Source organism: Pseudomonas sp. TMW22091, from assembly GCF_022496705.1.
Lineage (GTDB): Bacteria > Pseudomonadota > Gammaproteobacteria > Pseudomonadales > Pseudomonadaceae > Aquipseudomonas > Aquipseudomonas saxonica.
The window spans coordinates 477,660-501,643 of record NZ_SCFI01000002.1; the positions used below are offsets into that span (position 1 = coordinate 477,660).

Below are 23,984 nucleotides of genomic sequence, written 5' to 3' on the forward strand. Positions count from 1 at the left end.
ATGGCGTTCGAAGCAATGTTTGAGCCGATTAAAATCGGCAAGCTGACCATCCGCAACCGCGTGCTGAGCACCGCTCACGCCGAGGTGTATGCCACCGACGGCGGCATGACCACCGAGCGTTATGTGCAGTACTACGAAGAAAAAGCCAAGGGCGGTATTGGCCTGGCGATTTGTGGCGGTTCTTCGGTGGTGGCCATCGACAGCCCGCAAGAGTGGTGGAGTTCGGTCAACCTGAGCACTGATCGCATCATCCCGCACTTCCAGAATTTGGCCGATGCCATGCACAAGCACGGCGCCAAGATCATGATCCAGATTACCCACATGGGCCGTCGCTCACGCTGGGACGGGTTCAACTGGCCGACCCTGATGTCGCCCTCCGGCGTGCGTGAGCCGGTGCACCGGGCCACGTGCAAGACCATCGAGCCGGAAGAGATCTGGCGCATCATCGGCAATTACGCCAGCGCCGCAGGCCGGGCCAAGGCCGGTGGCCTTGACGGGGTGGAGCTGTCGGCGGTGCATCAGCACATGATCGACCAGTTCTGGAGCCCGCGTGTGAACAAGCGCACCGATGAATGGGGCGGCAGTTTTGAAAATCGCATGCGTTTTGGTCTCGAAGTGCTCAAGGCCGTGCGTGCTGAAGTCGGCCCGGATTTCTGCGTGGGCATCCGCCTGTGCGGCGATGAATTCCACCCCGACGGCCTCAGCCATGAAGACATGAAACAGATCGCCAAGTATTACGACGACACCGGCATGCTCGATTTTATCGGCGTGGTCGGTTCAGGCTGCGACACCCACAACACGCTGGCCAACGTGATCCCCAACATGAGTTATCCACCGGAGCCGTTTTTGCATTTGGCGGCGGGCATCAAGGAAGTGGTCAAGGCGCCGGTGCTGCACGCACAAAACATCAAGGACCCGAATCAGGCGACCCGGATTCTGGAGGGCGGCTACGTCGACATGGTCGGCATGACCCGTGCGCATATCGCTGACCCGCACCTGATCGCCAAAATCAAAATGGGCCAGGTTGACCAGATCAAGCAGTGCGTGGGCGCCAACTATTGCATCGACCGTCAATATCAGGGGCTGGACGTGCTGTGCATTCAAAACGCCGCGACGTCGCGTGAATACATGGGCGTGCCGCACATCATTCAGAAAACCACCGGGCCTAAACGCAAGGTGGTGATCGTTGGCGCAGGGCCTGCGGGCATGGAAGCGGCGCGGGTGGCCGCCGAACGCGGGCATGACGTGACGCTTTTCGAGAAAAAAGACACGATTGGCGGGCAAATCACCACGGCCTCCAAAGCGCCACAGCGCGATCAAATGGCTGGCATCACGCGTTGGTTTCAATTGGAGCTGGCGCGCTTGAACGTCGATTTGCGGTTGGGCACGGCGGCGGATGTGCCGACGGTTCTGGACCTGCGCCCGGACATCGTAGTGCTGGCGGTCGGCGGCCACCCCTTTGTTGAACAGAACGAGCACTGGGGGGCGGCGCAAGGGCTGGTGGTGAGCAGTTGGGACGTGCTCGACGGTAAGGTCGCGCCGGGCAAAAACTTGTTGGTGTACGACACCATTTGCGAATTTACCGGTATGTCGGTGGCTGATTTTGCGGCGGACAAGGGCGCGCAGGTCGAGATTGTGACTGACGACACCAAGCCTGGCGTAGCGATTGGCGGTACGTCCTTCCCCACCTATTACCGCAGCCTGTACCCCAAAGAAGTGATCATGACCGGCGACATGATGCTGGAGAAGGTCTACCGCGAAGGCGACCAGTTGGTGGCCGTGCTGGAGAACGAATACACGGGGGCCAAAGAAGAGCGGGTGGTCGATCAGGTGATCATTGAAAACGGCGTGCGCCCGGATGAAGCGCTGTATTACGCGCTTAAACAGGACTCCCGCAACAAGGGCCAGATTGACGTTGAAGCGTTGTTCGCGATCAAGCCGCAGCCGTGTTTGAGTGAGGCGGGTGAGGGTTACTTGCTGTTTCGCATCGGTGACTGCGTGGCTCAGCGCAACGTGCATGCGGCGATCTATGACGCGCTGCGGTTGTGCAAGGATTTTTGAGTACACCGCGGCCCTCACCCCAGCCCTCTCCCGGAGGGAGAGGGGGCCAATGTGTGGTGATCTTGAGTCCGAGTGCGGTCAGTCCCCTCTCCCTTTGGGAGAGGGTTAGGGTGAGGGTCATGTGACCCCACCGAATTTCAAGGGGAGCCCCCCATGCTGAATGTCCTACTGCCTCTGCTGCTTTTCGCCGCGCTCAGCCTGGCCATCATCGGCGCCATTCGCCGTATCAAGCTGTGGCGCCAGGGTCGCCCGTCCCAAGTCGATCTGCTTGGCGGTCTGCTGGCCATGCCGCGTCGGTACATGGTCGACCTGCATCACGTCGTCGCCCGTGATAAATACATGGCCAACACCCACGTCGCCACGGCGGGAGGCTTTGTGTTGGCGGCACTGCTGGCCATATTGGTTCACGGCCTGGGCCTGCATAACCGCATCCTCGGCTACGCGTTGCTGTTCGCCACGGCGCTGATGTTCATTGGCGCACTATTCGTCTTCAAACGCCGCCTCAATCCCCCCGCGCGCCTGTCCAAGGGCCCGTGGATGCGCCTGCCTAAAAGCTTGCTGGTGTTCTCGGCCAGTTTTTTCATCCTCACCTTGCCCGTCGCAGGGTTGCTGCCTGAAGGCTTTGGCGGCGTGTTGTTGGCCGCTTTGTTGGCCGTGGGCGTGGCGTGGGGCGTGTCGGAAATGTTCTTGGGCATGACCTGGGGCGGGCCGATGAAGCACGCGTTTGCGGGTGCCCTGCATCTGGCTTGGCACCGCCGCGCCGAGCGCTTTGGTGGCGGTCGTTCCACGGGTTTAAAACCCCTGAACCTGAATGATCGCAGCGCGCCCTTGGGGGTCGAAAAACCCAAGGACTTCACCTGGAACCAACTGCTCGGTTTCGACGCCTGCGTGCAATGCGGCAAGTGCGAAGCTGCGTGTCCGGCATTCGCCGCAGGCCAGCCGCTCAATCCGAAAAAGCTGATTCAAGACATGGTCGTCGGGTTGGCGGGCGGCACAGATGCGCAGTTTGCCGGCAGCCCCTATCCCGGCAAGCCGATTGGTGAACATGGCGGCAACCCCCACCAACCCATCGTCAATGGCCTGGTCGACGCTGACACCTTGTGGTCGTGCACCACCTGCCGGGCCTGTGTTGAAGAGTGCCCGATGATGATCGAGCACGTGGACGCCATCGTCGACATGCGCCGCTTCCTCACCCTGGAAAAAGGCGCCACCCCGAACAACGGTGCACAGGTGCTCGATAACCTGATTGCCACGGACAACCCCGGCGGCTTTGCCCCCGGCGGACGGATGAACTGGGCGGCCGATTTGAGCCTCGACGTGATGCGCGATACCCCTGCGGTGGACGTGTTGTTTTGGGTGGGTGATGGTGCGTTTGATATGCGTAACCAGCGCACCTTGCGTGCGTTCGTCAAAGTGCTGAAAGCGGCTGGCGTGAACTTTGCGGTGCTGGGCCTGGAGGAACGCGACAGCGGTGACGTGGCCCGGCGGCTGGGCGATGAAGCCACGTTTCAGGGGCTGGCTAAACGTAATATTCAGACGCTGGCGCAGTACCGGTTCAACCGTATCGTCACCTGTGATCCGCACAGTTTCCATGTGCTGAAAAACGAATACGGCGCGTTTGGCGGCGACTACCAGGTACTCCATCACAGCACCTTTATGGCCGAACTGATCAAGGCCGGTTTATTGGATTTGAAGGCCGACACGGGCGGCAGCATGACCTATCACGACCCGTGTTACCTGGGCCGTTATAACGGCGAATACGAGGCACCGCGCACGGTGTTGCGTGCGCTGGGTATCGAGGTCAAGGAGATGCAGCGTTCGGGGTTTCGGTCGCGTTGCTGTGGCGGCGGTGGTGGGGCGCCGATCACAGACATCCCCGGCAAACAGCGCATTCCCGACATGCGCATGGGCGATATTCGCGAGACGGGGGCCGAGCGGGTGGCGGTGGGCTGCCCGCAATGCACGGCGATGCTCGAAGGCGTGGTCGAGCCACGGCCGCAGATCAAGGACATTGCCGAGTGGGTGGCCGATGCCCTGATCGAGCCCGTTACGCCCGCCCAACCGGCTAAACGTCTGGAACCTGAGGTGATGGCATGAATGAGCTTATACGCCGTGACCCGCGTGCCGAGCGTATCGCGCGTAATCGTCTGCATCCGCTGCATGTTGCGATGCAACCGGCACAACAGCGCTGGATGGGGCCTAACGGGGTGATGCGCAGGAATGTTCATGGCGTCGGGTTTATCGGGCCCAACGGCATCAAACGCATTGACCGCAGCGGCGCGCAGCAGGCTGGCCTCAGCAAGCGCTCAGCCAGTATTGAGGTGCAGTTACCGCTGCATCAAGTGCCCGCCCCGGCGTTCTACATTGCCGTGGTGCCGGACATGGTGGGAGGGCGCTTGAGCAGCCACGACCGCGATGTGCTGGGGCTGGCCCAGCAACTGGCAGGTGCAGACGGTGCAGTGCTGGCGGTGGTGTGGGGTGACTGTAAAGAAACGGCCTTTGACCGGGCTGGCGTTGATCGATTGCTGGTACTCGACAGTCACGGTTATGCCCCTGAGCAGCAGGTGCTGGGTTTACAGGCTGTGGATATTCAGTTTGCGCCCCGGCATTGGTTGTTGCCCGACAGCCGTGCCAGCGGCGGGGAGTTGGGGCGGCGTTTTGCGGCCCGTGTGGGCGAGCGGCCGGCTACGCGGGTATGGCAGGTCAAGGACGGTCAATGTATAGGCCGCGCCGGCGCGGGTTTGCAGGACGTGATGCGGGGGGTGCCGCGCATCATTTTGGCGGCAGGGGAATGTGCAGAGCCGGTGAGTGATACACGCCACGAGGTCATTGGGGTGCAGTTATCCACAGCCGTGGTGCCGTGTTTGGCGCGAATCGAGGACTTAGGCGCGGTGGAGGTCGATCCGGCTGCCATACCCATGGCGGAAGCGGAATTTATTCTCAGCGGTGGCAATGGCGTTAAAGACTGGGCACTTTTCCACAGGGCGGCTGCAGCCTTGGGGGCGACGGAGGGGGCCTCCCGTGTGGCCGTGGACGATGGTTTTATGGGACGTGAGCGGCAGGTGGGTGCCAGTGGTACATGGGTGACCGCTCGGGTGTATGTGGCGGTCGGAATCAGTGGCGCGATCCAGCACCTGCAAGGGATTGGCGCCTGCGACAAGGTGGTGGCCATTAACCTGGACCCGGCTTGCGACATGGTCAAACGGGCGGATTTGTCGGTGATTGGGGAGGGTGCGGCGATTCTTCAGGCATTGATTGTGGCTGTGGATAAGTGGCGGCAAGAGATTAAGCTTGATGCAGCCTAGAAGCCCCTCACCCTAGCCCTCTCCCAGAGTGAGAGGAATGGGTTCACGGTGTTCTTGAATCTGCATGCGGTCAGTCCCCTCTCCCTCCGGGAGAGGGCTAGGGTGAGGGGCTTTTGATTTGGAGACTAAAAAATGACCATCGCCACTGTTGCACTGGTATCCATCGGCGCGCACCCGGCTTCGGGCCGCCCTCGACGAGCCGAACACGATGCCCGTGCAGTCGAACTGGGCCTGCAACTGGCTGGGGATAACTTGCACGTGCTACACGCTGGCAACCCCCATGAGCCGGCATTACGGGCCTACCTGGGCATGGGCCTGTCTGAATTGCACGTGCTGGAACAACCTGCGGGTGCCGATGCACTGCCAGCGTTAACGGACTATCTGCGTGAATCCGGTGTGCAACTGGTACTCGCCGGCAGTCAGGCCGAAACCGGCGAAGGTTCGGGCATGCTGCCCTATCTGTTGGCAGAGCAATTGGGTTGGCCCTTGCTGGTGGGCATCGCGCACATTGAATCTATCCACAATGGTGTCGCGCTGGTGCTGCAAGCGCTGCCCCGTGGCCAACGTCGTCTTCTGAAAGTGCGCCTGCCCTTTATGGCCACTGTGGATAACGCCGCCCCCAAGGCCCGGCAAAGCGCTTATGGCCCAGCCACGCGGGGTAACGTTAATGTAGAAACCGTGGATGTGGTGCTGGAGGAGTTATCCACATCACCGCTTTTCCAGCCTGCCAAACCTCGCCCCAAGCGTTTGAAAGTGATTAAGGCGAAAAGTGGTGCAGAGCGCATGAAAGCAGCCACGGCCAAGGCCGTGGGTGGTTCTGGCCAAGTGCTCAAGGGTGTGACGGCAGAAGAAGGCGCGGAGGCCATTTTGAAGTTATTCATCGAGGAAGGTGTGATTCGCTGACTTGCCCACAAAGTCTGTTAGCGCTTATGTGGATAAGTTGTTTGCTGTCGGCTAAGCGCCATACAGTCCGTGGCTTTCACGCTTCTGATCAAAAAATAGACAATTGACGTAGTTATCCACTGCGTGACGGCTTAACCCTTGAATTATGGTGCTTTAAAAGGGTTTTCCACAATGAAGAGGGGCGGTGCATAAGTTGCGCACATTCTCTGTTGGCGGTTATGTGGATAAGGTGTTCGCTTGTGGCTGCAAGCCACGTACACCGTGGCTTACACCGAGTTGTACAAAAAATAGCCAATCGGCCTTCGAGCCTGAAATTGTCCACTTCCCCACAATTGCTGTGGGTGTGGCTGTGGATAAGATGTTGGTGAACCCCTGCGGGCCTTTGATTGCAGAGGGTGTAGCGGTCTGATTAAAAAATGACCAGCTGGCCGTAACAACTGGATATAAAGGCCCGTGACACGTGTATTGCGGCGTTTAATAGGTTCACGCTAAAAAAAGCGCTTACATGTCTTGGGAATCACATTTATGACGGTTTTTATGCGTCCGGCTCGGCGCAGCGATGCGCGTGAGATTGCTCGCTTGTTTCAAATTTCGTCTGAAGGCTGTGCCGACTACATCTGGAGTTTAATCGCAGAGCCAGGGCAACCCTTGTTGGACGTAGGCGAGATGCGCTATGCCCGTGAGGGAGTTATTTTTTCTTACGAAAACTGTCAGATAGCCGAAGCTGAAGGTCAGGTCATCGGCATGATGCACTGTTTTGAAATGCGCCACGATCCTGAGGCTCAGCCCGAAACCGATGCGGTACTGGCCCCTTACGCGGATATGGAAATACCCGACACCCTTTATATTTCAAGCCTGGCGTTGCATGAGGGCTGGCGCAACCGTGGCTTAGGCCAGCAGTTTCTACAGCACGCCCATGCGCGGTGTGGTGAGTTGGGCCTCAAGGGCTTGAGTCTGATCGACTATGAAGCCAACAGCGGCGCCCGGCGCTTTTATGAGCGCCATGGATTCGAGATTGTCAAAACCTGCCAGATAACGCCCCACCCGCTGATTCGTGTCACCGGGCAGGCGCATTTGATGTATTGCCCGCAAGGTTAGCGCTATTGAGCTACTGCCCCTTTTAGGTACGGTGCGGGCGCAGCGCCCAAATTGTTGAGCAAGCGCTCGCTGTACCAGTCGATAAAGTTGACCACGCCAAACTCGTAGGTTTTGGAATACGGCCCCGGTTGGTAGGCGATGGAGTTGATACCGCGCTGGTTCTCTTCAGCGAGCCGGCGGTCTTGATCGTTGGTGGCGTCCCAGACTTTGCGCATCCGCTCTACGTCGTAATCCACCCCTTCGACCGCGTCCTTGTGCACCAGCCATTTGGTGGTCACGACGGTTTCTTGCGCACTGATGGGCCACACGGTGAACACAATGATGTGGTCGCCCATGCAGTGGTTCCACGAATGGGGCAGGTGCAGGATACGCATCGAGCCCAAATCCGGGTTTTTGATTCGGCCCATCAGTTTGGTGCAGCCCTGCTTGCCATCCAGCGTCATTGATACAGTGCCCTTGAGCAGGGGCATGCGCACGATGCGGTTACGCAGGCCGAAGCTGGCGTGGGCATAGGGAATCTTCTCGGCGTCCCAGGCAGCAGCAGAGGCGGCTACATGGTCCTTGAACGCCTGATCGGCACGCGGGTCGGTGACGTCGTCCCACTCCAGCAGGGTTTTCAGCAGCTCAGGGTGTGACGCGTTGCAGTGGTAGCACTCGCGGTTGTTTTCCAGCACCAGTTTCCAGTTGGCTTTTTCCACCAGGGTGGTTTGAATCGCCACCTTGGTGTTCTCCATGTCGTAGGGTTCCATGTAGTGATTCAGCGTGGCCAGAAACTCGTCAATGGCGGGCGGGTTCTCAGCCAGGCTGATAAAGACATAGCCGCCTGCGGTCTTCACGTTCACGGGTTTGAGGCCATACTGCTTCATGTCGAAATCGGCGCCCATCTCCGTGCCGGCAAACAGCAGGCGCCCGTCCAGCTCGTAGGTCCACTGGTGGTAATGGCACACCAGCTTGGCCACTTTGCCTTTTTCGCTGGTACACAGCCGTGAACCACGATGGCGGCACACGTTATGAAAGGCATGCACTTGGCCCTCGGCACCGCGAATCACGATGATCGGGTTGTGGCCCACTTGCAGGGTCAGGAAGTTGCCCTTGGTCGGGATCTCGCAGGTCATACCGGCGATCAACCATTCCTTCTGGAAGATTTCCTGCATGTCGATCTCGAACAATCGCTCGTCGTTGTAGAACGGCTGCGGCAACGAAAACGTCCGTTCGCGGCTGTGCAGCATCTGGGCGGTGGCCAGGCGTGCGGGTTCCAGCGGGTCGCCCAGGCTCAGGGTGGCGGTGATGTCCATCGTTGTCGTCCTCATGGCCATCGGGTGTGGCCTGGCAGTGGCTGATCAGTTGCGCTGAGTGTGCGTTCAGCGCGTGGCGATGCCATATCTGCGGGCGACATGGCCCCATCTGTTGACGACGCGTGAGGGCCTGTTTTCAGGGGCTGGTCGCGATAAGTATGTGAATGTCGCGAATAGGTAAATGGTCGCCTCGGGGCCTGCGCAGAATCGCCAGCATGAGGCCGGTAGTCGGCCGTGGAGAAGCGCATGTCCAACAGCTTTCTGAACCCGGTAACCACCCAGACCTGGGCCAATGGCCGACACATCGTGCGTTGCGTCAAAGTGATTCAGGAAACCTGGGATGTGCGCACCTTTTGCTTCATGGCGGATCAGCCAATTCTGTTCTTTTTCAAGCCGGGGCAGTTCGTGACCCTGGAGCTGGAAATCGACGGCGAGGCGGTCATGCGCTCGTACACCATCTCAAGTTCGCCTTCGGTGCCGTACAGCTTTTCGGTGACCATCAAGCGCGTGCCGGGCGGGCGCGTGTCCAACTGGTTGCACGACACGCTGCAAGAAGGCCAGGAGCTGGCGGTGCATGGTCCGGTGGGGTTGTTCAACGCCATCGATGCGCCGAGCCCCAAGGTGTTGTATTTGAGCGGTGGCGTGGGGATTACCCCGGTCATGTCGATGGCGCGCTGGTTTTACGACACTAACGCCAATGTCGACATGGTGTTTATCCACAGCGCCCGGTCGCCCAAAGACATCATTTACCACCGCGAGCTGGAGCACATGGCGTCGCGCATCGACAACTTCAGCTTGCACCTGATTTGTGAGAAACACGGGTTGGGCGAACCTTGGGCGGGGTATCGCGGTTATTTGAATCACAAGATGCTGGATTTGATGGCCCCCGATTTCATGGAGCGCGAAGTGTTTTGCTGCGGGCCAACGCCTTACATGAATGCGGTCAAACGCCTGTTGGAAAGCAACGGCTTTGAGATGAGCCGTTATCACGAAGAGTCATTTGGCGCGACGCCGCCCGAAGCGCGGGCCGATGCGGTGGAACAGGCCGAGCAGGCGGCCGATGCGCCGGAGCTGGACGTGGCGGACTTGAATCAGGTGGAGTTCACCGCATCCGGTAAAAGCATCCGCGTCGGCCCGGCCGAAACGGTGCACGCGGCGGCGGCCAAGCTGGGTTTGTTGATTCCCAAGGCGTGCGGCATGGGCATTTGCGGCACCTGCAAAGTGCTCAAGCTGGGCGGCGAAGTGGAGATGGAGCACAACGGCGGCATCACCGACGAAGACGTGGCAGAAGGCTACATCTTGTCGTGCTGTAGCGTGCCCAAAGGGGATGTGAGGATTGAATTCTGAACCCTGTAGGAACAAAGGTTGGAAACCACAGTCTTTAGGGGGCTTAAAGGTGGGTGGCCGCTAGCTTAGCGGCTGACTTTTCTTTATCGTACGCGCCCTCTGAAACTGCTTGAGAACATCACCATGATTGAGTCATCCCTTAGCAAACTGGAACAACTGGTCAGCGATCTGGTTCAGCAAAAGCAAGAGCTGCTGGACACCAACGCGCAATTGAACGCTGAACTGGTTCAGGCCAAAGACGAAAACGAAAGCCTGCAACTGAGCCTGATGGAACAGGAAGAGAAGCAAGGCGCTACGGCTGCCCGTATTCAGGCACTGGTTGATCGCGCGAGCGTGAGCCCTGTCAACGCATGAGCGTGGACAGAGACGGTGTAAATGTCGTCTCGATTCTGGGTAACGACTACACGATCAAAGCGCCGGAGGGGGAGCAGCAAACCCTGATGGCCGCCACGGTCATGTTGAAGGCAGCCCTGGCCGAAACGAAAAGAAAGTACCCGAGCTTGATCGGGGACAAATTGTTGGTATTGGCCGCGTTGAACCTGTGTTCCCAGCAGATTGAATTGCAGCTGTGCCACAAACAGGAACTCGACCGTTATCAAGAGCAAGTCAGCGCCACGGTCGATGTGATTGAGCGAACCCTCGGACAAGTCTGATTATTCGCAAAACTCTGTAGCCGCTGCCGCAGGCTGCGATGGCTTGCGCAGCGACCCTAAGCTGTTGAAGGTCCTGTGGACCTTATCGCAGCCTTCGGCAGCGGCTACAGAGCACTGGCGCTTTTACCCCGCCATCACTTCTCGAATATCGGCTGCCAGTTCCCGCACGCGGGCTTCTTCGGTGTCCCATGAGCACATAAAACGTGCGCCGCCTTTGCCGATAAAGGTGTAGAAGCGCCAGCCCTTGGCCGTCAATGCCGCGACCGCCGGTTCTGACAGTTGCAGAAATACACCGTTGGCCTCGACCGGGAACATCAACTCAACCCCCGGAATATCACTGACCAGTTGGCTCAGCAACTGCGCGCAATGGTTAGCGTGGCGCGAGTGTTTCAGCCAGGCATCGTTCTCCAGCAGGCCCACCCACGGGGCGGACAAAAAGCGCATCTTGGATGCCAACTGGCCGGCCTGTTTGCAGCGGTAGTCAAAGTCCACCGCCAGATCATGGTTGAAGAACAAAATCGCTTCGCCCACTGCCATGCCGTTTTTAGTCCCGCCGAAGCACAGCACATCGACCCCGGCTTTCCAGCTCAGGTCAGCCGGCGAGCAGCCGAGAAAGGCGCAGGCGTTGGAAAAGCGTGCGCCATCCATGTGCAGCAACAGGCCCAATTCTTTACAGGTTGCGCTGATGGCGCGGATTTCTTCCGGGCGGTAAACGCTGCCCACTTCCGTGGCCTGGGTGATGGTCACCACACGCGGCTTGGGGTAGTGAATGTCTTTGCGCTTGAGGGCGATTTCACGGATGGACTCAGGCGTGATCTTGCCGTTTTCAGTGCGGGCAATCAGCAGTTTGGAACCGTTGGAAAAGAACTCCGGGGCGCCGCATTCGTCGGTCTCGACGTGGGCGGTTTCGGAGCAGATCACGCTGTGGAAGCTCTGGCACAGCGATGACAGGGCCAACGAGTTGGCCGCAGTGCCGTTAAAGGCAAAAAACACCTCGCAATCGGTCTCGAACAACGTGCGAAAGTCATTGGCGGCGCGCAGGGTCCACTCATCGTCGCCGTAGGAGCGCTGGTGGCCGTGGTTGGCTTTTTCCATGGCAGACCAGACTTCAGGGCAGATACCGGAGTAGTTGTCGCTGGCGAATTGTTGGCTCTTGTCAGTCATTTCCCGGTTCCTGGGTCGAAGATCGTGATGCACTTTATCCAAGAATTTACCGGGTGCACAGACACGACTCAAGATGCGGAAAGATCCTACATCTAAATAACCCTACATCGTGCTAAAACGCAGAACTGACTTTATTGACGGATTTGTTAATTGAGCTTGGTTTAACTGCGCAACTTTTTGCGCACTTTTATCTCATGTTTGTCATTTGATGAAACAACTAACGATTTCTGCGCGGTATTAAACGTATTGAACTTCGGGTGGGCGATCACCGTGAAGTTTGAGCTTCCTATCACCTCGTGAACAGCATCATTGATATTGCCCGTTGCAACTCTTTGGCCTACAGGAGCCTGATGCATGATCAAGCGACCTCTACAAAACCCCAACGACCTCAATCTCAGACGCACCGATGCCAAAGTGGCGTTGGGTGTTTGCCCACTAATGAAAAGCACCGTTCAACTGCTGCCCCTGCGTTACGGGCTGGTGGATAACCCGGCGCTCGACCCTTCCACTGAAATCGCCATGCCCTACAGCCTGAAGAGTCGCCCGTTGGGCATTCGCCTGCTGCGCGATGGCTGGCTCTATGTGATCGACGACGGCAACGGCGAGTTAACTGAATACCGGGTCTATAACGGCGTGGTGGAGTCGATGCTGTTTCAGGGTAAGGAGGTGGTCGAGGACGAGCGCGAAGATCCGATCAAATCGCCGACGTTGATCTTCCCTAAAACCAGCACCTTGTTTGTTGGGTATGCCGAGGTGCAATGGTCGGCCAACAAATGCCGACAAGTGATTAACGACCCCGCCGAGCGCAATCACTTTATGCAGGCCGTGGATCTGAGCCGGGCTGACTGCATCAAAGGCGCCAAGCACTTGCTCACGGAACCGATGGTCGATCGATGGCTGGCAGAGCACGCCACTCAGCAGTTGGAATATGAGCAGGATCACTTGGAGGCTAATGCTTCACTGGTAGAACACGCCGCCTTCAGTGAGCGGCGTCGTTTGCAGGCTGAGCTACCCGAGCATGAACGTCGCCCCTACCTGTGGGAAAACCCGCCGCGTTTTAGCTACTACTCCATTGCTCGTCTAAAAGGCGCTATTGAGCCGCAGTACCACTTCGACACGCTGTACCTGGTGCTCGATGACACCTTGGGCGTCTTGCGCGACCTGGCCAACTATCAGGATCAGGTCGCCGGCTGGGTCGGTGACTGGGCCAATGGCGGCGGCAATGACGGCGTGCAGGAAGGCCACAACGAACGCGATTACCTGCTGGCCTGCTACATCGAATCCCTCAGCCAATTGAGTGACCCGGATGTGTCGGTGCTGGCCGGAGCAACCGATGACCCGGCGATCAAGGCCATGTTTGCCGAGCTGGAAAACATGCCTGAGCCGAACCGAGGCGTGACCAAAGCGGCGATGCTGGAATACGTCAACAAGGGCGGGCTGATGACCCCGCCAGCGGGCAGTCCGGTGCCAGCGGATTTGCAGGTGTTGCGCGAAAGGGCAGAGGCGCAGGCGATTGGCGCTGCTCATTCAGGCGGTGATGGCTTGGTGACGGGTCAATTGAGCACCGATGAAGTGGATCGACGTTATTACACGCCTCCGCACTTTCGCCTTTCTCCCAGTGCTTTTGTCCAAAAACACCTCGACGCTTTGATCGACCTTGGCAAACTTCATGGCAAACGAATTACTGAGATTTTGCACGGTGCCAAATTCGGCCAGCGCGGCGTAAATGATCTGATCGACCGCGAAGCCATGGACCGCGACCTGCTGGCTCACCGCACAGGCCTCGCTCGCTGGAATGACCTGCTTGAGCGCATCACCGCCGACCGCGTGGCGCTGACCACCACCTGCGGCTTTCACAAAAACGCTTGGTATCTCGACCCGAAACTCAGTCAACAGGAAGGTTTTGCCTTCACCCTTGAATATGCCTGCCTCAAAGACATTTGCCGCAGCGACGAAGCCTGCGATCAACTGTATGAATTCATCCAGCGCCAACCGCAATTTAGCCGCCCGCTGTACTACACCTTGCCCTACAGCGAACAAACCGGCTTGTGGGTGCAATACGCCTTTTTGAATGCGGCGGGCATGACCGTGTTTAACAACACACGCGGGCTGATCGAGCAACTGCGCAGCATTGAACATGGGCGTTTACCGGCCTTGGACGATCTGCCTAACAGCAAGCGTATCGTCGCCAACGCCGCGCAAAATAGCTTGGCGCCAGCCCTGAATCGCGGGCTGGAAAAACTGGTGGCCGAGTTTGCTGAGGTGTTCAAAGGGCAGCCCATGCCCGACCTTGATCAACTGTTTCGCAACCTGCCCTTTGCGCTGAAATCGAAAATTCTGCAAGCCGCGAAAACCGAAGGCTTGACCTTTAAATTTTCCACACCGGAAGAAAAAGCCAGCTTTCGCTACACGCTGGAAGAAGTCCTCAAACAACGGGGTGAAAGGAGGAAGCTTAAGCGCGAGCGTAAACAAGCCATCAGGAATGCGCGAAGCAAGGGGGGAAAGGGACATACATCTGCTCAATCGGTTGAAATTCAGCAGAAGATTAATTACCTGAACTGGCAACTGGACTCGGGTGAAAAACGCCTTGCAGCGAGTATCAGCCCGATAGTGGAACTGCCGGATGAACATGCACGGCTGTTCGGCGCAACCCCCGAGCGCGCCGGTTTGACGGTGATCTTCCCGAACGAAGGCCAACGGCAAGCCGCAAGTTTGATGAGGGACTTTCGCGATGGCGTGAAAAGTGCGCCGGCATTGAATGTGCTGGGGGATGGGGCCGCGTTGTTGCTGTTTGTGGCGCAGGCGGTGAATTTGGCGCAGGTGATTAAAGAAACGTACTCATTGCCATCACACGAACGGCAATGGGGGGCATTTATAAATGCTGTATTTGCTACCGGAGCTGCTGGGTTTGCGGCGGCGCAGGGAATATTTGATACGGCACTTAGTGCGCAGGCACAAGCTTTGGGTGTCAGTCTGAAATCGAATACCCTCAGTCGTTTGTTAGTCACAATAGGTAAGCTGCATGTTGGGTTGGGGTTTGGAACTTATGTTTTTGGCTTGATTGCAGCGATCGTTAGTTTCAAAGGCTATCACGGCCAATGGTTACAAGCGGTGCGTAGTGGCAATCGTGGCGCACAGCAGGGTGCTGTTTTGTCGATGATCGGTTCGGGAGGCTTAGCACTTAGCAATACCTATGGTTTGTATAACACCACTAGAGCAAGCCTAAACGTACTGATGGCCGCTAAAGGTGCAGCCCGAGAAGCTGCGTGGGTTGCTTCAGGAACACGTCTGGCAACAGTGTTTTTTCGGGCCAATTTGTTCGGTGGAATGTTCACTCTCTTGGAGTTGGGCGGAACTTGGTTATATAACCGCAACAATACCACTCCTCATGATGAGTGGTTACAAAGCACACCATGGAGCCGCGATGCAGATAAGCGTAGAAGCTTGACTCTTATAGAGTTTCAGAACCATTTAACCAAACTTTTACAGGCCCCGTTCGTGCAGATTAAGGGCGTTTCTGGGGATTCGTTCTGGCTTAGTCTCTTGCCCAACACCAAGGTTGGTGAGATTTTTCTGATAGTTCCAGGTTTAAGTGTTGCGGATTTCCACGCTTCACTGGAGGGGAAAATAAGGAATAAATTATTTATAGGTGCTCAGCGTATTACACAAATAATGCATGGCGGTCGTGAACGTCCTGCGGAGCAGCGGGATGTGATCAGTGATGAAGTGTGCTTGGATTTGCAGTTGGTGGTGAGTAATCAAAAAAAGATGGGGAATGGTGAGCCACTGATGTTGAAACTAATCTATCCGCGAAATCCCGAACCTGTTTTTGGCAAATTTTCAGAAGAATTATTGCTGGTGATTAATCTGCAATATTTCGATGAGAATGAACAAGTGATGGAGCAGACACGCTGTATCCGTTTCAATATTTTGGAGGAGGGGCGCTTTCCTTCTGCGGAATACTCAATAACTGTTCCAGAGACACCGCTGGTTGGTGTGGAAGTAACTGCATTGGACGTGTCGCAATGAGTGGGCCGGTAGAAAACAGCGCTACTAATAATCGTGCGGGCGATGTCGAATATTTCCCTTCAGGACGCCAAACTTATTTAGCCCCCTTGCCATTGCCAAACAGTGAACATCCCTACTGCCCATATATTAGTGGCTATAACGACACTTTTATGGACTTTGGCGGAGGTCAGCCCAATGTATTTTCCTATCAGTTGTGGCTGGGGGGACCATTTACTTGCTCATGTTTAGTTGCCTTCGGTGGGCCGCTCCTCGGTGGTTTTATAGGGCTTATGCTGGATGGTGATTTAGAAAAAAGTTGGCAGTTTATGGTAGAGATATTCTTGGCGCTTCTTGCATCAGCTTTGGGCATGTGGCTTTTATCCTCAGCCATTTGTTTATTCGTTTGGTTCCAAGCCCACAACCTCTTCACCAAAGTTATCCCCACCCGTTTCAACCGCCAGCGCCGCGAAGTGTGTTTTATGCCCGATGGCGCCACTGAACCTTTATTCGTCCCCTGGGAATCTCTCTCCGCATGGGTCGTGCAAGCACAAGGCGCCACCCAATATGGCGTCACCCGCCAATACGGCATGGGCATGGGGTTTGAGCATGAGGGCGAGTTAGTCCGGGTCGAGTTCCAGTGCGGCAGTGTGCAGTTAGCGATTTCCAACTGGGAGGCTGTTCGCGGCTATATGGAATATGAACTCAACGACCTCTCAACCCTTCAAGACCCCCTCGGACTGCAAGAGCCCGGCGACCCGCCCCACGAAGGCCTACATACCTTCCGCAATGCCCGCGCCGGTTTGCATCGGCGCTTGCGCGAAAAGGAAGTGGGCCGGTTCTACGCTTTCTTTTGGTACGTCTACCACGTGATGACGCTGTGGACGCTGCCCAATCGTTTGGTGGAATGGGAGATAAAACGCATCGCCAAAGTCGGCCGTCGCGCACTGCCGCCCGCCATGCAAGCATGGTCTGAACCGTTGCCGCCGGAACAATGGGCCAAGCCCAGCAGCGAACTGTTGCGACTGAGCGCCAAGGTCAAAGCTCTGATCAAACGCTACCCGCGTACGCCGATTACTGAGATATATGCCGAGGTGTATCGCAATGACAGTAGAGCTTAAAAGTAAATCCGGGGCTAAACGTGCGGGCGATGTCGAATATTTCCCCTCAGGTCGCCAAACTTATTTGGCCCCCTTGCCATTGCCGACAAGTGAGCATCCCTTCTGTCCCTATATCAGTGGATATAACGAGACCTTTCTAGATTTTGGAGGAGGGGAGCCCAATGTTTTTTCCTATCAGATTTGGCTGGGAGGACCTTTTACTTGTTCATGTATAGCCGCTTTTGGATTTCCACTCCTTGCTGGTTTTCTTTTTGCTGTATTGGGGAGCAATGCTGAGGAGGTTTACCACGCGATCATTGACTGTTTCTTTGCAGTCTGGAGATATGCAGTAGGCATGTGGCTATTATCCTCAGCCATCTGCCTATTCGTCTGGTTCCAAGCCCACAACCTCTTCACCAAAGTGATCCCCACCCGTTTCAACCGCCAGCGCCGCGAAGTGTGTTTTATGCCCGATGGCGCCACTGAACCCTTATTCGTCCCCTGGGAATCTCTCTCCGCGTGGGTCGTGCAAGCACAAGGCGCCACCCAATATGGCGTCACCCGCCAATACGGCATGGGCATGGGGTTTGAGCATGAGGGTGAGTTAGTTCGGGTCGAGTTCCAGTGCGGCAGTGTGCAGTTGGCGATTTCCAACTGGGAGACTGTTCGCGGCTTTATGGAATATGAACTCAACGACCTCTCAACCCTTCAAGACCCTCTCGGACTGCAAGAACCCGGCGACCCGCCCCACGAAGGCCTGCACACCTTCCGCAATGCCCGCGCCGGTTTGCATCGGCGCTTGCGCGAAAAGGAAGTGGGCCGGATCTACGCTTTCTTTTGGTACGTCTACCACGTGATGACGCTGTGGACGCTGCCCAATCGTTTGGTGGAGTGGGAGATAAAACGCATCGCCAAAGTCGGCCGTCGCGCACTGCCGCCCGCCATGCAAGCATGGTCTGAACCGTTGCCGCCGGAACAATGGGCCAAGCCCAGCAGCGAACTGTTGCGACTGAGTGCCAAGGTCAAAGCCCTGATCAAACGCCACCCGCGTACGCCGATTACTGAGATATATGCCGAGGTGTATCGCAATGACAGTAGAGCTTAAAAATACATCCGGGGGTAAGCGCGCGGGCGATGTCGAATATTTCCCCTCAGGTCGCCAAACTTATTTAGCCCCCTTGCCATTGCCAAACAGTGAACATCCCTACTGCCCATATATTAGTGGCTATAACGACACTTTTATGGATTTTGGAGGCGGGGAGCCTAATGTATTTTCCTATCAGTTGTGGTTGGGGGGGCCGTTTACTGGTGCATGTATCGTCGCTTTTGGATTTCCGCTCTTAGGTGGTTTCATGGGGCTTATGCTAGATGGTAACTTTGAAAGAAGTTTGCAGGCAGTGGTAGGGATATTCGAAGCTTCTTGGGGAACTGCTGTACTAATGTGGCTATTAGGAACTTTTATATTCCTTTTAGTCTGGTTCCAAGCCCACAACCTCTTCACCAAAGTTATCCCCACCCGTTTCAACCGTCAGCGCCGTGAAGTGTGCTTTATGCCCGATGGCGCCACTGAGCCTTTATTCGTCCCCTGGGAATCCCTGTCAGCTTGGGTCGTGCAAGCACAGGGCGCCAGCCAATACGGCGTCACCCGCCAATACGGCATGGGCATGGGGTTTGAGCATGAGGGCGAGTTAGTCCGGGTCGAGTTCCAGTGCGGCAGTGTGCAGTTGGCGATTTCCAACTGGGAGGCTGTTCGCGGCTTTATGGAATATGAACTCAACGACCTCTCAACCCTTCAAGACCCTCTCGGACTGCAAGAACCCGGCGACCCGCCTCACGAAGGGCTTCACACGTTCCGCAATGCCCGCGCCGGTTTGCATCGGCGCTTGCGCGATAAGGAAGTGGGCCGGTTCTACGCTTTTTTTTGGTACGTCTACCACGTGATGACGCTGTGGACGCTGCCCAACCATTTGGTGGAATGGGAGATAAAACGAATCGCCAAAGTCGGCCGCCGGGCGCTGCCGCCCGCCATGCAAGCATGGTCCGAGCCGTTGCCAGCCGAACAATGGGCCAAGCCCAGCAGTGAACTGTTGCGACTGAGCGCCAAGGTCAAAGCCCTGATCAAACGCTACCCGCGTACGCCGATTACTGAGATATATGCCGAGGTGTATCGCAATGACAGTAGAGCTTAAAAGTAAATCCGGGGCTAAACGGGCGGGCGATGTCGAATATTTCCCCTCTGGCCGCCAAACTTATTTAGCACCCTTGCCCTTGCCGACAAGTGAGCATCCCTTCTGTCCCTATATCAGTGCTTATAACGACGCTTTTATGGATTTCGGAGGCGGTGAGCCTAAAGTATTCACATATCAGTTTAATTTAGGTATTCCATTTGCATTGTCGTGTTTCGTGGCTTTTGGTGGCCCTCTTATAGGTGGTGTGATGGGGCTTTCATTGGATGCAAGCTTAATAAGAAGTTGGGAGTCAGTGCAGGGTATTTTCTGGGCATCTTGGGAGACTGCTCTAGGCATGTGGATTCTTATTTCAGCCTTATTCTTTGCAATCTGGCTTTACCATCACAACCTCTTCACCAAAGTTATCCCCACCCGTTTCAACCGTCAGCGTCGCGAAGTGTGCTTTATGCCCGATGGCGCCACTGAGCCTTTATTCGTCCCCTGGGAATCCCTCTCCGCATGGGTGGTTCAGGCTCAAGGCGCCAGCCAATACGGTGTCACCCGTCAATACGGCATGGGCATGGGGTTTGAGCATGAGGGTGAGTTAGTCCGGGTTGAATTCCAATGCGGCAGTTTGCAGTTGGCAATTTCCAACTGGGAGGCTGTTCGCGGCTATATGGAATATGAACTCAACGACCTCTCAACCCTTCAAGACCCCCTCGGGCTGCAAGAACCCGGCGACCCGCCCCACGAAGGCCTTCATACCTTCCGCAATGCCCGCGCGGGTTTGCATCGGCGCTTGCGCGAAAAGGAAGTGGGCCGGTTCTACGCTTTTTTTTGGTACGTCTACCACGTGATGACGCTGTGGACACTGCCCAACCATTTGGTGGAATGGGAGATAAAACGCATCGCCAAAGTCGGCCGCCGGGCGTTGCCGCCCGCCATGCAAGCATGGTCCGAGCCGTTGCCGCCCGAACAATGGGCCAAGCCCAGCAGTGAACTGCTGCGACTGAGCGCCAAGGTCAAAGCCCTGATCAAACGCTACCCGCGCACACCTATTACAGAGGTTTATGCCGAGGTGTATCGCAATGACAGTCGGACTTAAAAGTAAATCCGGGGCTAAACGTGCGGGCGATGTCGAATATTTCCCCTCAGGTCGCCAAACTTATTTAGCCCCCTTGCCCTTGCCGACATTTGAGCATCCGTTCTGTCCCTATATCAGTGGATATAACGACACCTTTCTGGATTTCGGTGGAGGAGAACCCAATGTTTTTTCTTATCAGATCTGGCTGGGGGGGCCGTTTACGTGTGCATGTATCGCTGCTTTTGGATTTCCACTCCTAGGTGGCTGCATGGGACTTATGCTGGATGGTAACTTTGAAAAAAGTTTGCAGGCTATGGTAGGGATATTCGAAGCTTCTTGGGGAACTGCTTTACTAATGTGGCTATTAGGAACTTTTATATTCCTTTTAGTCTGGTTCCAAGCCCACAACCTCTTCACCAAAGTTATCCCCACCCGTTTCAATCGTCAGCGTCGCGAAGTGTGCTTTATGCCCGATGGCGCCACTGAGCCTTTGTTCGTCCCCTGGGAATCCCTGTCAGCTTGGGTCGTGCAAGCACAGGGCGCGAGTCAATACGGTGTCATCCGCCAATACGGTATGGGCATGGGGTTTGAGCATGAGGGCGAGTTAGTCCGGGTTGAATTCCAATGCGGCAGTTTGCAGTTGGCAATTTCCAACTGGGAGGCTGTTCGCGGCTATATGGAATATGAACTCAACGACCTCTCTATCCTTCAAGATCCCCTCGGACTGCAAGAGCCCGGGACCCGCCTCACGAAGGGCTTCACACCTTCCGCAATGCCCGCGCGGGTTTGCATCGGCGCTTGCGCGAAAAGGAAGTGGGCTGGATCTACGCTTTCTTTTGGTACGTCTACCACGTGATGACGCTGTGGACGTTGCCCAACCATTTGGTGGAATGGGAGATAAAACGCATCGCCAAAATCGGCCGTCGGGCGTTACCGCCCGCCATGCAAGCATGGTCCGAGCCGTTGCCAGCCGAACAATGGGCCAAGCCCAGCAGTGAACTGTTGCGACTGAGCGCCAAGGTCAAAGCCCTGATCAAACGCTACCCGCGCAAGCCTATTACAGAGGTTTATGCCGAGGTGTATCGCAACGAGCCAAAGCCGCCGCGCAGCGCTTGAGTGTGTGAAGAGGGCGCACAGGTGGGCCATGTCGTAAACGCACCATTGCGTGGCGTCCGTGGGCATTTGATGCTTGCGCACCCGCCCTACCATCGGTCTCAACGGGCTATAGCCCCACAGACCAAGGGCGCGCTGGCGCTGGGAGAATCGTCATGTTCAGCAAGCAGGATCAGATTCAGGGTTACGACGACGCTTTGTTGGCCGCGATGAAGGCCGAAGATCAGCGTCAGGAAGACCATATTGAGTTGATCGCTTCGGAAAACTACACCAGTCAGCGGGTGATGGAGGCGCAAGGCAGCGGCCTGACCAACAAGTATGCCGAAGGCTACCCCGGCAAGCGCTATTACGGCGGTTGTGAGCATGTGGATAAAGTCGAGCAGTTGGCCATCGACCGCGCCAAGCAGTTGTTCGGGGCCGATTACGCCAACGTGCAGCCGCACTCCGGCAGTCAGGCCAATGCAGCCGTGTATCTGGCGTTGCTGAATGCGGGCGATACGGTGCTGGGCATGAGTCTGGCCCACGGCGGGCATTTGACCCACGGCGCCAGTGTCAGCTTCTCCGGCAAGCTGTACAACGCGGTGCAGTATGGTATCGACACCGCCACCGGTTTGATTGATTACGACGAGGTGGAGCGACTCGCCGTCGAGCATCAACCGAAGATGATCATTGCCGGCTTTTCGGCTTACTCCAAAACCCTCGACTTCCCACGTTTTCGTCAGATTGCGGACAAAGTCGGAGCCTATTTATTTGTCGATATGGCCCACGTTGCCGGTCTGGTGGCGGCTGGCTTGTACCCGAACCCGCTGCCCTACGCGGACGTCGTGACTACCACCACCCACAAAACCCTGCGCGGGCCTCGCGGCGGGCTGATTCTGGCCAAGGCCAATGAAGCGCTGGAGAAGAAATTCAATTCGGCGGTGTTCCCCGGCGGGCAGGGCGGCCCGTTGATGCATGTGATCGCGGCCAAGGCGGTGTGCTTTAAAGAGGCGCTGGAACCAGGCTTTAAAACCTATCAAAAACAGGTCATCGACAATGCTCAGGTGATGGCCGATGTGTTTATCAAACGCGGCTATGACGTGGTGTCGGGCGGCACGGACAACCATCTGTTTCTGGTCAGCCTGATCCGTCAGGGCCTGACCGGCAAAGACGCTGACGCCGCAATGGGCCGGGCCCATATCACGGTGAATAAAAACGCAGTGCCCAACGACCCGCAATCGCCGTTTGTGACTTCGGGCCTGCGTATCGGCACCCCGGCGGTCACGACCCGCGGTTTCAAAGTGGCGCAGTGCACGGAGCTGGCAGGCTGGATGTGCGACATCCTCGATCACCTCGGCGATGCCGATATCGAGGCCGATGTGGCGCGTCAGGTGACGTCGCTGTGCAAAGACTTTCCGGTTTATCGCTGAGCGCGGTTTTGGAGTAATCCCTATGCAACGGTACTCAGGCTTCGGCCTCTTCAAACACTCCCTCAGCCACCACGAAAACTGGCAGAAGATGTGGCGCACACCGACCCCGAAAAAGGTGTATGACGTGATCATTGTCGGCGGTGGCGGTCACGGGTTGGCCACGGCTTATTACCTGGCCAAAGAGCACGGCATCACCAATGTGGCCGTGGTCGAAAAAGGCTGGTTGGGCGGGGGTAACACCGCGCGCAACACCACCATCGTGCGTTCCAACTATTTGTGGGACGAGTCGGCGCATCTGTACGAACACGCGATGAAGTTGTGGGAAGGTCTGTCGCAAGACTTGAACTACAACGTGATGTTTTCCCAGCGCGGTGTCTACAACCTGTGTCACACCTTGCAAGACATGCGCGACTCCGAGCGCCGGGTCAGCGCCAACCGCCTTAACGGGGTGGACGGTGAGCTGCTCAATGGCAAGCAAGTGGCGGACGAAATTCCCTACCTCGATTGCTCCAAAAATACCCGCTACCCGATTATCGGCGCCACTGTGCAACGGCGCGGCGGCGTGGCCCGACACGATGCCGTGGCTTGGGGCTTTGCCCGTGCCGCGGATGCACTGGGCGTGGACTTGATTCAGCAAACCGAAGTGCTGGGTTTTCGCAAAGAAAACGGCGTGTGCATCGGTGTTGAAACCAGCAAGGGTTTTATTGGTGCCAAGCGCGTGGGCGTGGTCACGGCCGGTAACTCGGGGCATATGGCGCGTCAGGCCGGCTTTCGTTTGCCCATTGAATCGCACCCGCTGCAAGCGCTGGTCTCTGAGCCGATCAAGCCGATTATCGACAGTGTGATCATGTCTAACGCCGTGCACGGTTATATCAGCCAATCCGACAAGGGTGACCTGGTCATCGGTGCCGGTATCGACGGCTGGGTTGGCTACGGTCAGCGCGGCTCGTACCCGGTGATCGAGCACACCATTCAGGCGATTGTGGAAATGTTTCCGGTGTTGTCCCGCGTGCGCATGAACCGCCAATGGGGCGGCATCGTCGACACCACCCCGGATGCCTGCCCGATCATCTCCAAAACCCCGGTGCCGAATTTGTTCTTCAACTGCGGTTGGGGCACGGGTGGCTTCAAGGCCACACCGGGCTCGGGCAACGTGTTTGCCGCCAGTTTGGCCAAAGGCGAAATGCACCCGCTGGCAGCACCGTTTTCCATTGACCGGTTTTACAACGGCGCCCTTATTGACGAACACGGCGCTGCCGCGGTCGCGCACTAACAGGAG

19 protein-coding genes are annotated in these 23,984 nt (G+C 56.8%); 17 read left to right on the forward strand and 2 right to left on the reverse strand.

The annotated features are described in order from the left end of the window. The 5 genes from dgcA to EQV93_RS05990 all read left to right on the forward strand — a co-directional run bounded on the left by dgcA (position 1) and on the right by EQV93_RS05990 (position 7,367). Positions 1 to 2,061 carry a dimethylglycine demethylation protein DgcA gene (gene dgcA, locus EQV93_RS05970; RefSeq protein WP_240891080.1) on the forward strand — a complete coding sequence of 687 codons (2,061 nt, stop codon included), beginning with the start codon at positions 1 to 3 and terminating at the stop codon, positions 2,059 to 2,061. A gap of 153 nt (positions 2,062 to 2,214) precedes the next feature. Continuing rightward, positions 2,215 to 4,158, forward strand: a complete 1,944-nt coding sequence (dgcB, locus tag EQV93_RS05975; RefSeq protein WP_240891081.1) for a dimethylglycine demethylation protein DgcB — start codon at positions 2,215 to 2,217, stop codon at positions 4,156 to 4,158. After that, the gene (gene etfA / locus EQV93_RS05980; protein ID WP_240891082.1) at positions 4,155 to 5,366 is read left to right on the forward strand and encodes an electron transfer flavoprotein subunit alpha; all 1,212 of its coding nucleotides are present in this window, start codon (positions 4,155 to 4,157) and stop codon (positions 5,364 to 5,366) included. The genes dgcB and etfA overlap by 4 nt, the downstream gene beginning before the upstream one ends. Before the next feature lie 132 nt (positions 5,367 to 5,498). Then, positions 5,499 to 6,269, forward strand: a complete 771-nt coding sequence (gene etfB, locus EQV93_RS05985; protein ID WP_146385924.1) for an electron transfer flavoprotein subunit beta — start codon at positions 5,499 to 5,501, stop codon at positions 6,267 to 6,269. 525 nt (positions 6,270 to 6,794) lie between these two features. Next, the gene (locus tag EQV93_RS05990) at positions 6,795 to 7,367 is read left to right on the forward strand and encodes a GNAT family N-acetyltransferase (protein ID WP_146385926.1); all 573 of its coding nucleotides are present in this window, start codon (positions 6,795 to 6,797) and stop codon (positions 7,365 to 7,367) included. Between the two features lie 2 nt (positions 7,368 to 7,369). Here the strand turns inward: EQV93_RS05990 and gbcA are convergent, their stop codons facing one another. After that, positions 7,370 to 8,662: a glycine-betaine demethylase subunit GbcA gene (gbcA, locus tag EQV93_RS05995; protein ID WP_240891084.1), complete on the reverse strand. Its 1,293-nt coding sequence runs from the start codon at positions 8,660 to 8,662 to the stop codon at positions 7,370 to 7,372. A 246-nt stretch (positions 8,663 to 8,908) separates the two neighbouring features. Here gbcA and gbcB point away from each other — a divergent pair, with 246 nt between their 5' ends. From gbcB to EQV93_RS06010, 3 genes are all read left to right on the forward strand, one after another. Continuing rightward, on the forward strand, positions 8,909 to 10,009 hold the full coding sequence (gene gbcB / locus EQV93_RS06000; RefSeq protein WP_240891085.1) for a glycine-betaine demethylase subunit GbcB: 1,101 nt from the start codon (positions 8,909 to 8,911) through the stop codon (positions 10,007 to 10,009). Positions 10,010 to 10,132: 123 nt separating this feature from the next. Then, positions 10,133 to 10,363, forward strand: coding sequence for a hypothetical protein (locus EQV93_RS06005; RefSeq protein ID WP_122785406.1), 231 nt, complete (start codon positions 10,133 to 10,135; stop codon positions 10,361 to 10,363). After that, the gene (locus EQV93_RS06010; RefSeq protein WP_122785405.1) at positions 10,360 to 10,662 is read left to right on the forward strand and encodes a cell division protein ZapA; all 303 of its coding nucleotides are present in this window, start codon (positions 10,360 to 10,362) and stop codon (positions 10,660 to 10,662) included. The genes EQV93_RS06005 and EQV93_RS06010 overlap by 4 nt, the downstream gene beginning before the upstream one ends. A gap of 123 nt (positions 10,663 to 10,785) precedes the next feature. Here the strand turns inward: EQV93_RS06010 and EQV93_RS06015 are convergent, their stop codons facing one another. Beyond that, complete coding sequence (locus tag EQV93_RS06015) at positions 10,786 to 11,826, reverse strand: threonine aldolase family protein (protein WP_122785404.1); 1,041 nt, start codon at positions 11,824 to 11,826, stop codon at positions 10,786 to 10,788. Positions 11,827 to 12,180: 354 nt separating this feature from the next. On the opposite strand from EQV93_RS06015, the gene EQV93_RS06020 reads away from it, so the two are divergent. The 9 genes from EQV93_RS06020 (at position 12,181) to EQV93_RS06060 (ending at position 23,978) form a co-directional block, all read left to right on the forward strand. Then, a complete protein-coding gene (locus EQV93_RS06020; protein ID WP_240891086.1) occupies positions 12,181 to 15,855 on the forward strand; it encodes a toxin VasX in 3,675 nt (1,224 codons plus the stop codon). Between the two features lie 347 nt (positions 15,856 to 16,202). Continuing rightward, complete coding sequence (locus tag EQV93_RS06025; RefSeq protein WP_240891087.1) at positions 16,203 to 16,952, forward strand: hypothetical protein; 750 nt, start codon at positions 16,203 to 16,205, stop codon at positions 16,950 to 16,952. Between the two features lie 334 nt (positions 16,953 to 17,286). Further along, complete coding sequence (locus EQV93_RS06030) at positions 17,287 to 18,036, forward strand: hypothetical protein (RefSeq protein WP_240891088.1); 750 nt, start codon at positions 17,287 to 17,289, stop codon at positions 18,034 to 18,036. A 334-nt stretch (positions 18,037 to 18,370) separates the two neighbouring features. Continuing rightward, positions 18,371 to 19,120 carry a hypothetical protein gene (locus tag EQV93_RS06035; RefSeq protein ID WP_336247120.1) on the forward strand — a complete coding sequence of 250 codons (750 nt, stop codon included), beginning with the start codon at positions 18,371 to 18,373 and terminating at the stop codon, positions 19,118 to 19,120. A gap of 334 nt (positions 19,121 to 19,454) precedes the next feature. Then, positions 19,455 to 20,204, forward strand: coding sequence for a hypothetical protein (locus EQV93_RS06040; RefSeq protein ID WP_240891091.1), 750 nt, complete (start codon positions 19,455 to 19,457; stop codon positions 20,202 to 20,204). Further along, a complete protein-coding gene (locus tag EQV93_RS06045; protein WP_240891092.1) occupies positions 20,188 to 21,039 on the forward strand; it encodes a hypothetical protein in 852 nt (283 codons plus the stop codon). Before EQV93_RS06040 ends, EQV93_RS06045 begins: the two co-directional genes overlap by 17 nt. Next, positions 20,997 to 21,299 (forward strand): hypothetical protein, encoded by a 303-nt coding sequence (locus EQV93_RS06050; protein ID WP_240891093.1) that lies wholly within the window; start codon positions 20,997 to 20,999, stop codon positions 21,297 to 21,299. The genes EQV93_RS06045 and EQV93_RS06050 overlap by 43 nt, the downstream gene beginning before the upstream one ends. Before the next feature lie 152 nt (positions 21,300 to 21,451). Then, positions 21,452 to 22,705 carry a serine hydroxymethyltransferase gene (gene glyA / locus EQV93_RS06055; RefSeq protein WP_122784112.1) on the forward strand — a complete coding sequence of 418 codons (1,254 nt, stop codon included), beginning with the start codon at positions 21,452 to 21,454 and terminating at the stop codon, positions 22,703 to 22,705. A gap of 22 nt (positions 22,706 to 22,727) precedes the next feature. After that, positions 22,728 to 23,978 (forward strand): sarcosine oxidase subunit beta, encoded by a 1,251-nt coding sequence (locus EQV93_RS06060; protein WP_122784113.1) that lies wholly within the window; start codon positions 22,728 to 22,730, stop codon positions 23,976 to 23,978. Positions 23,979 to 23,984: the final 6 nt, after the last annotated feature.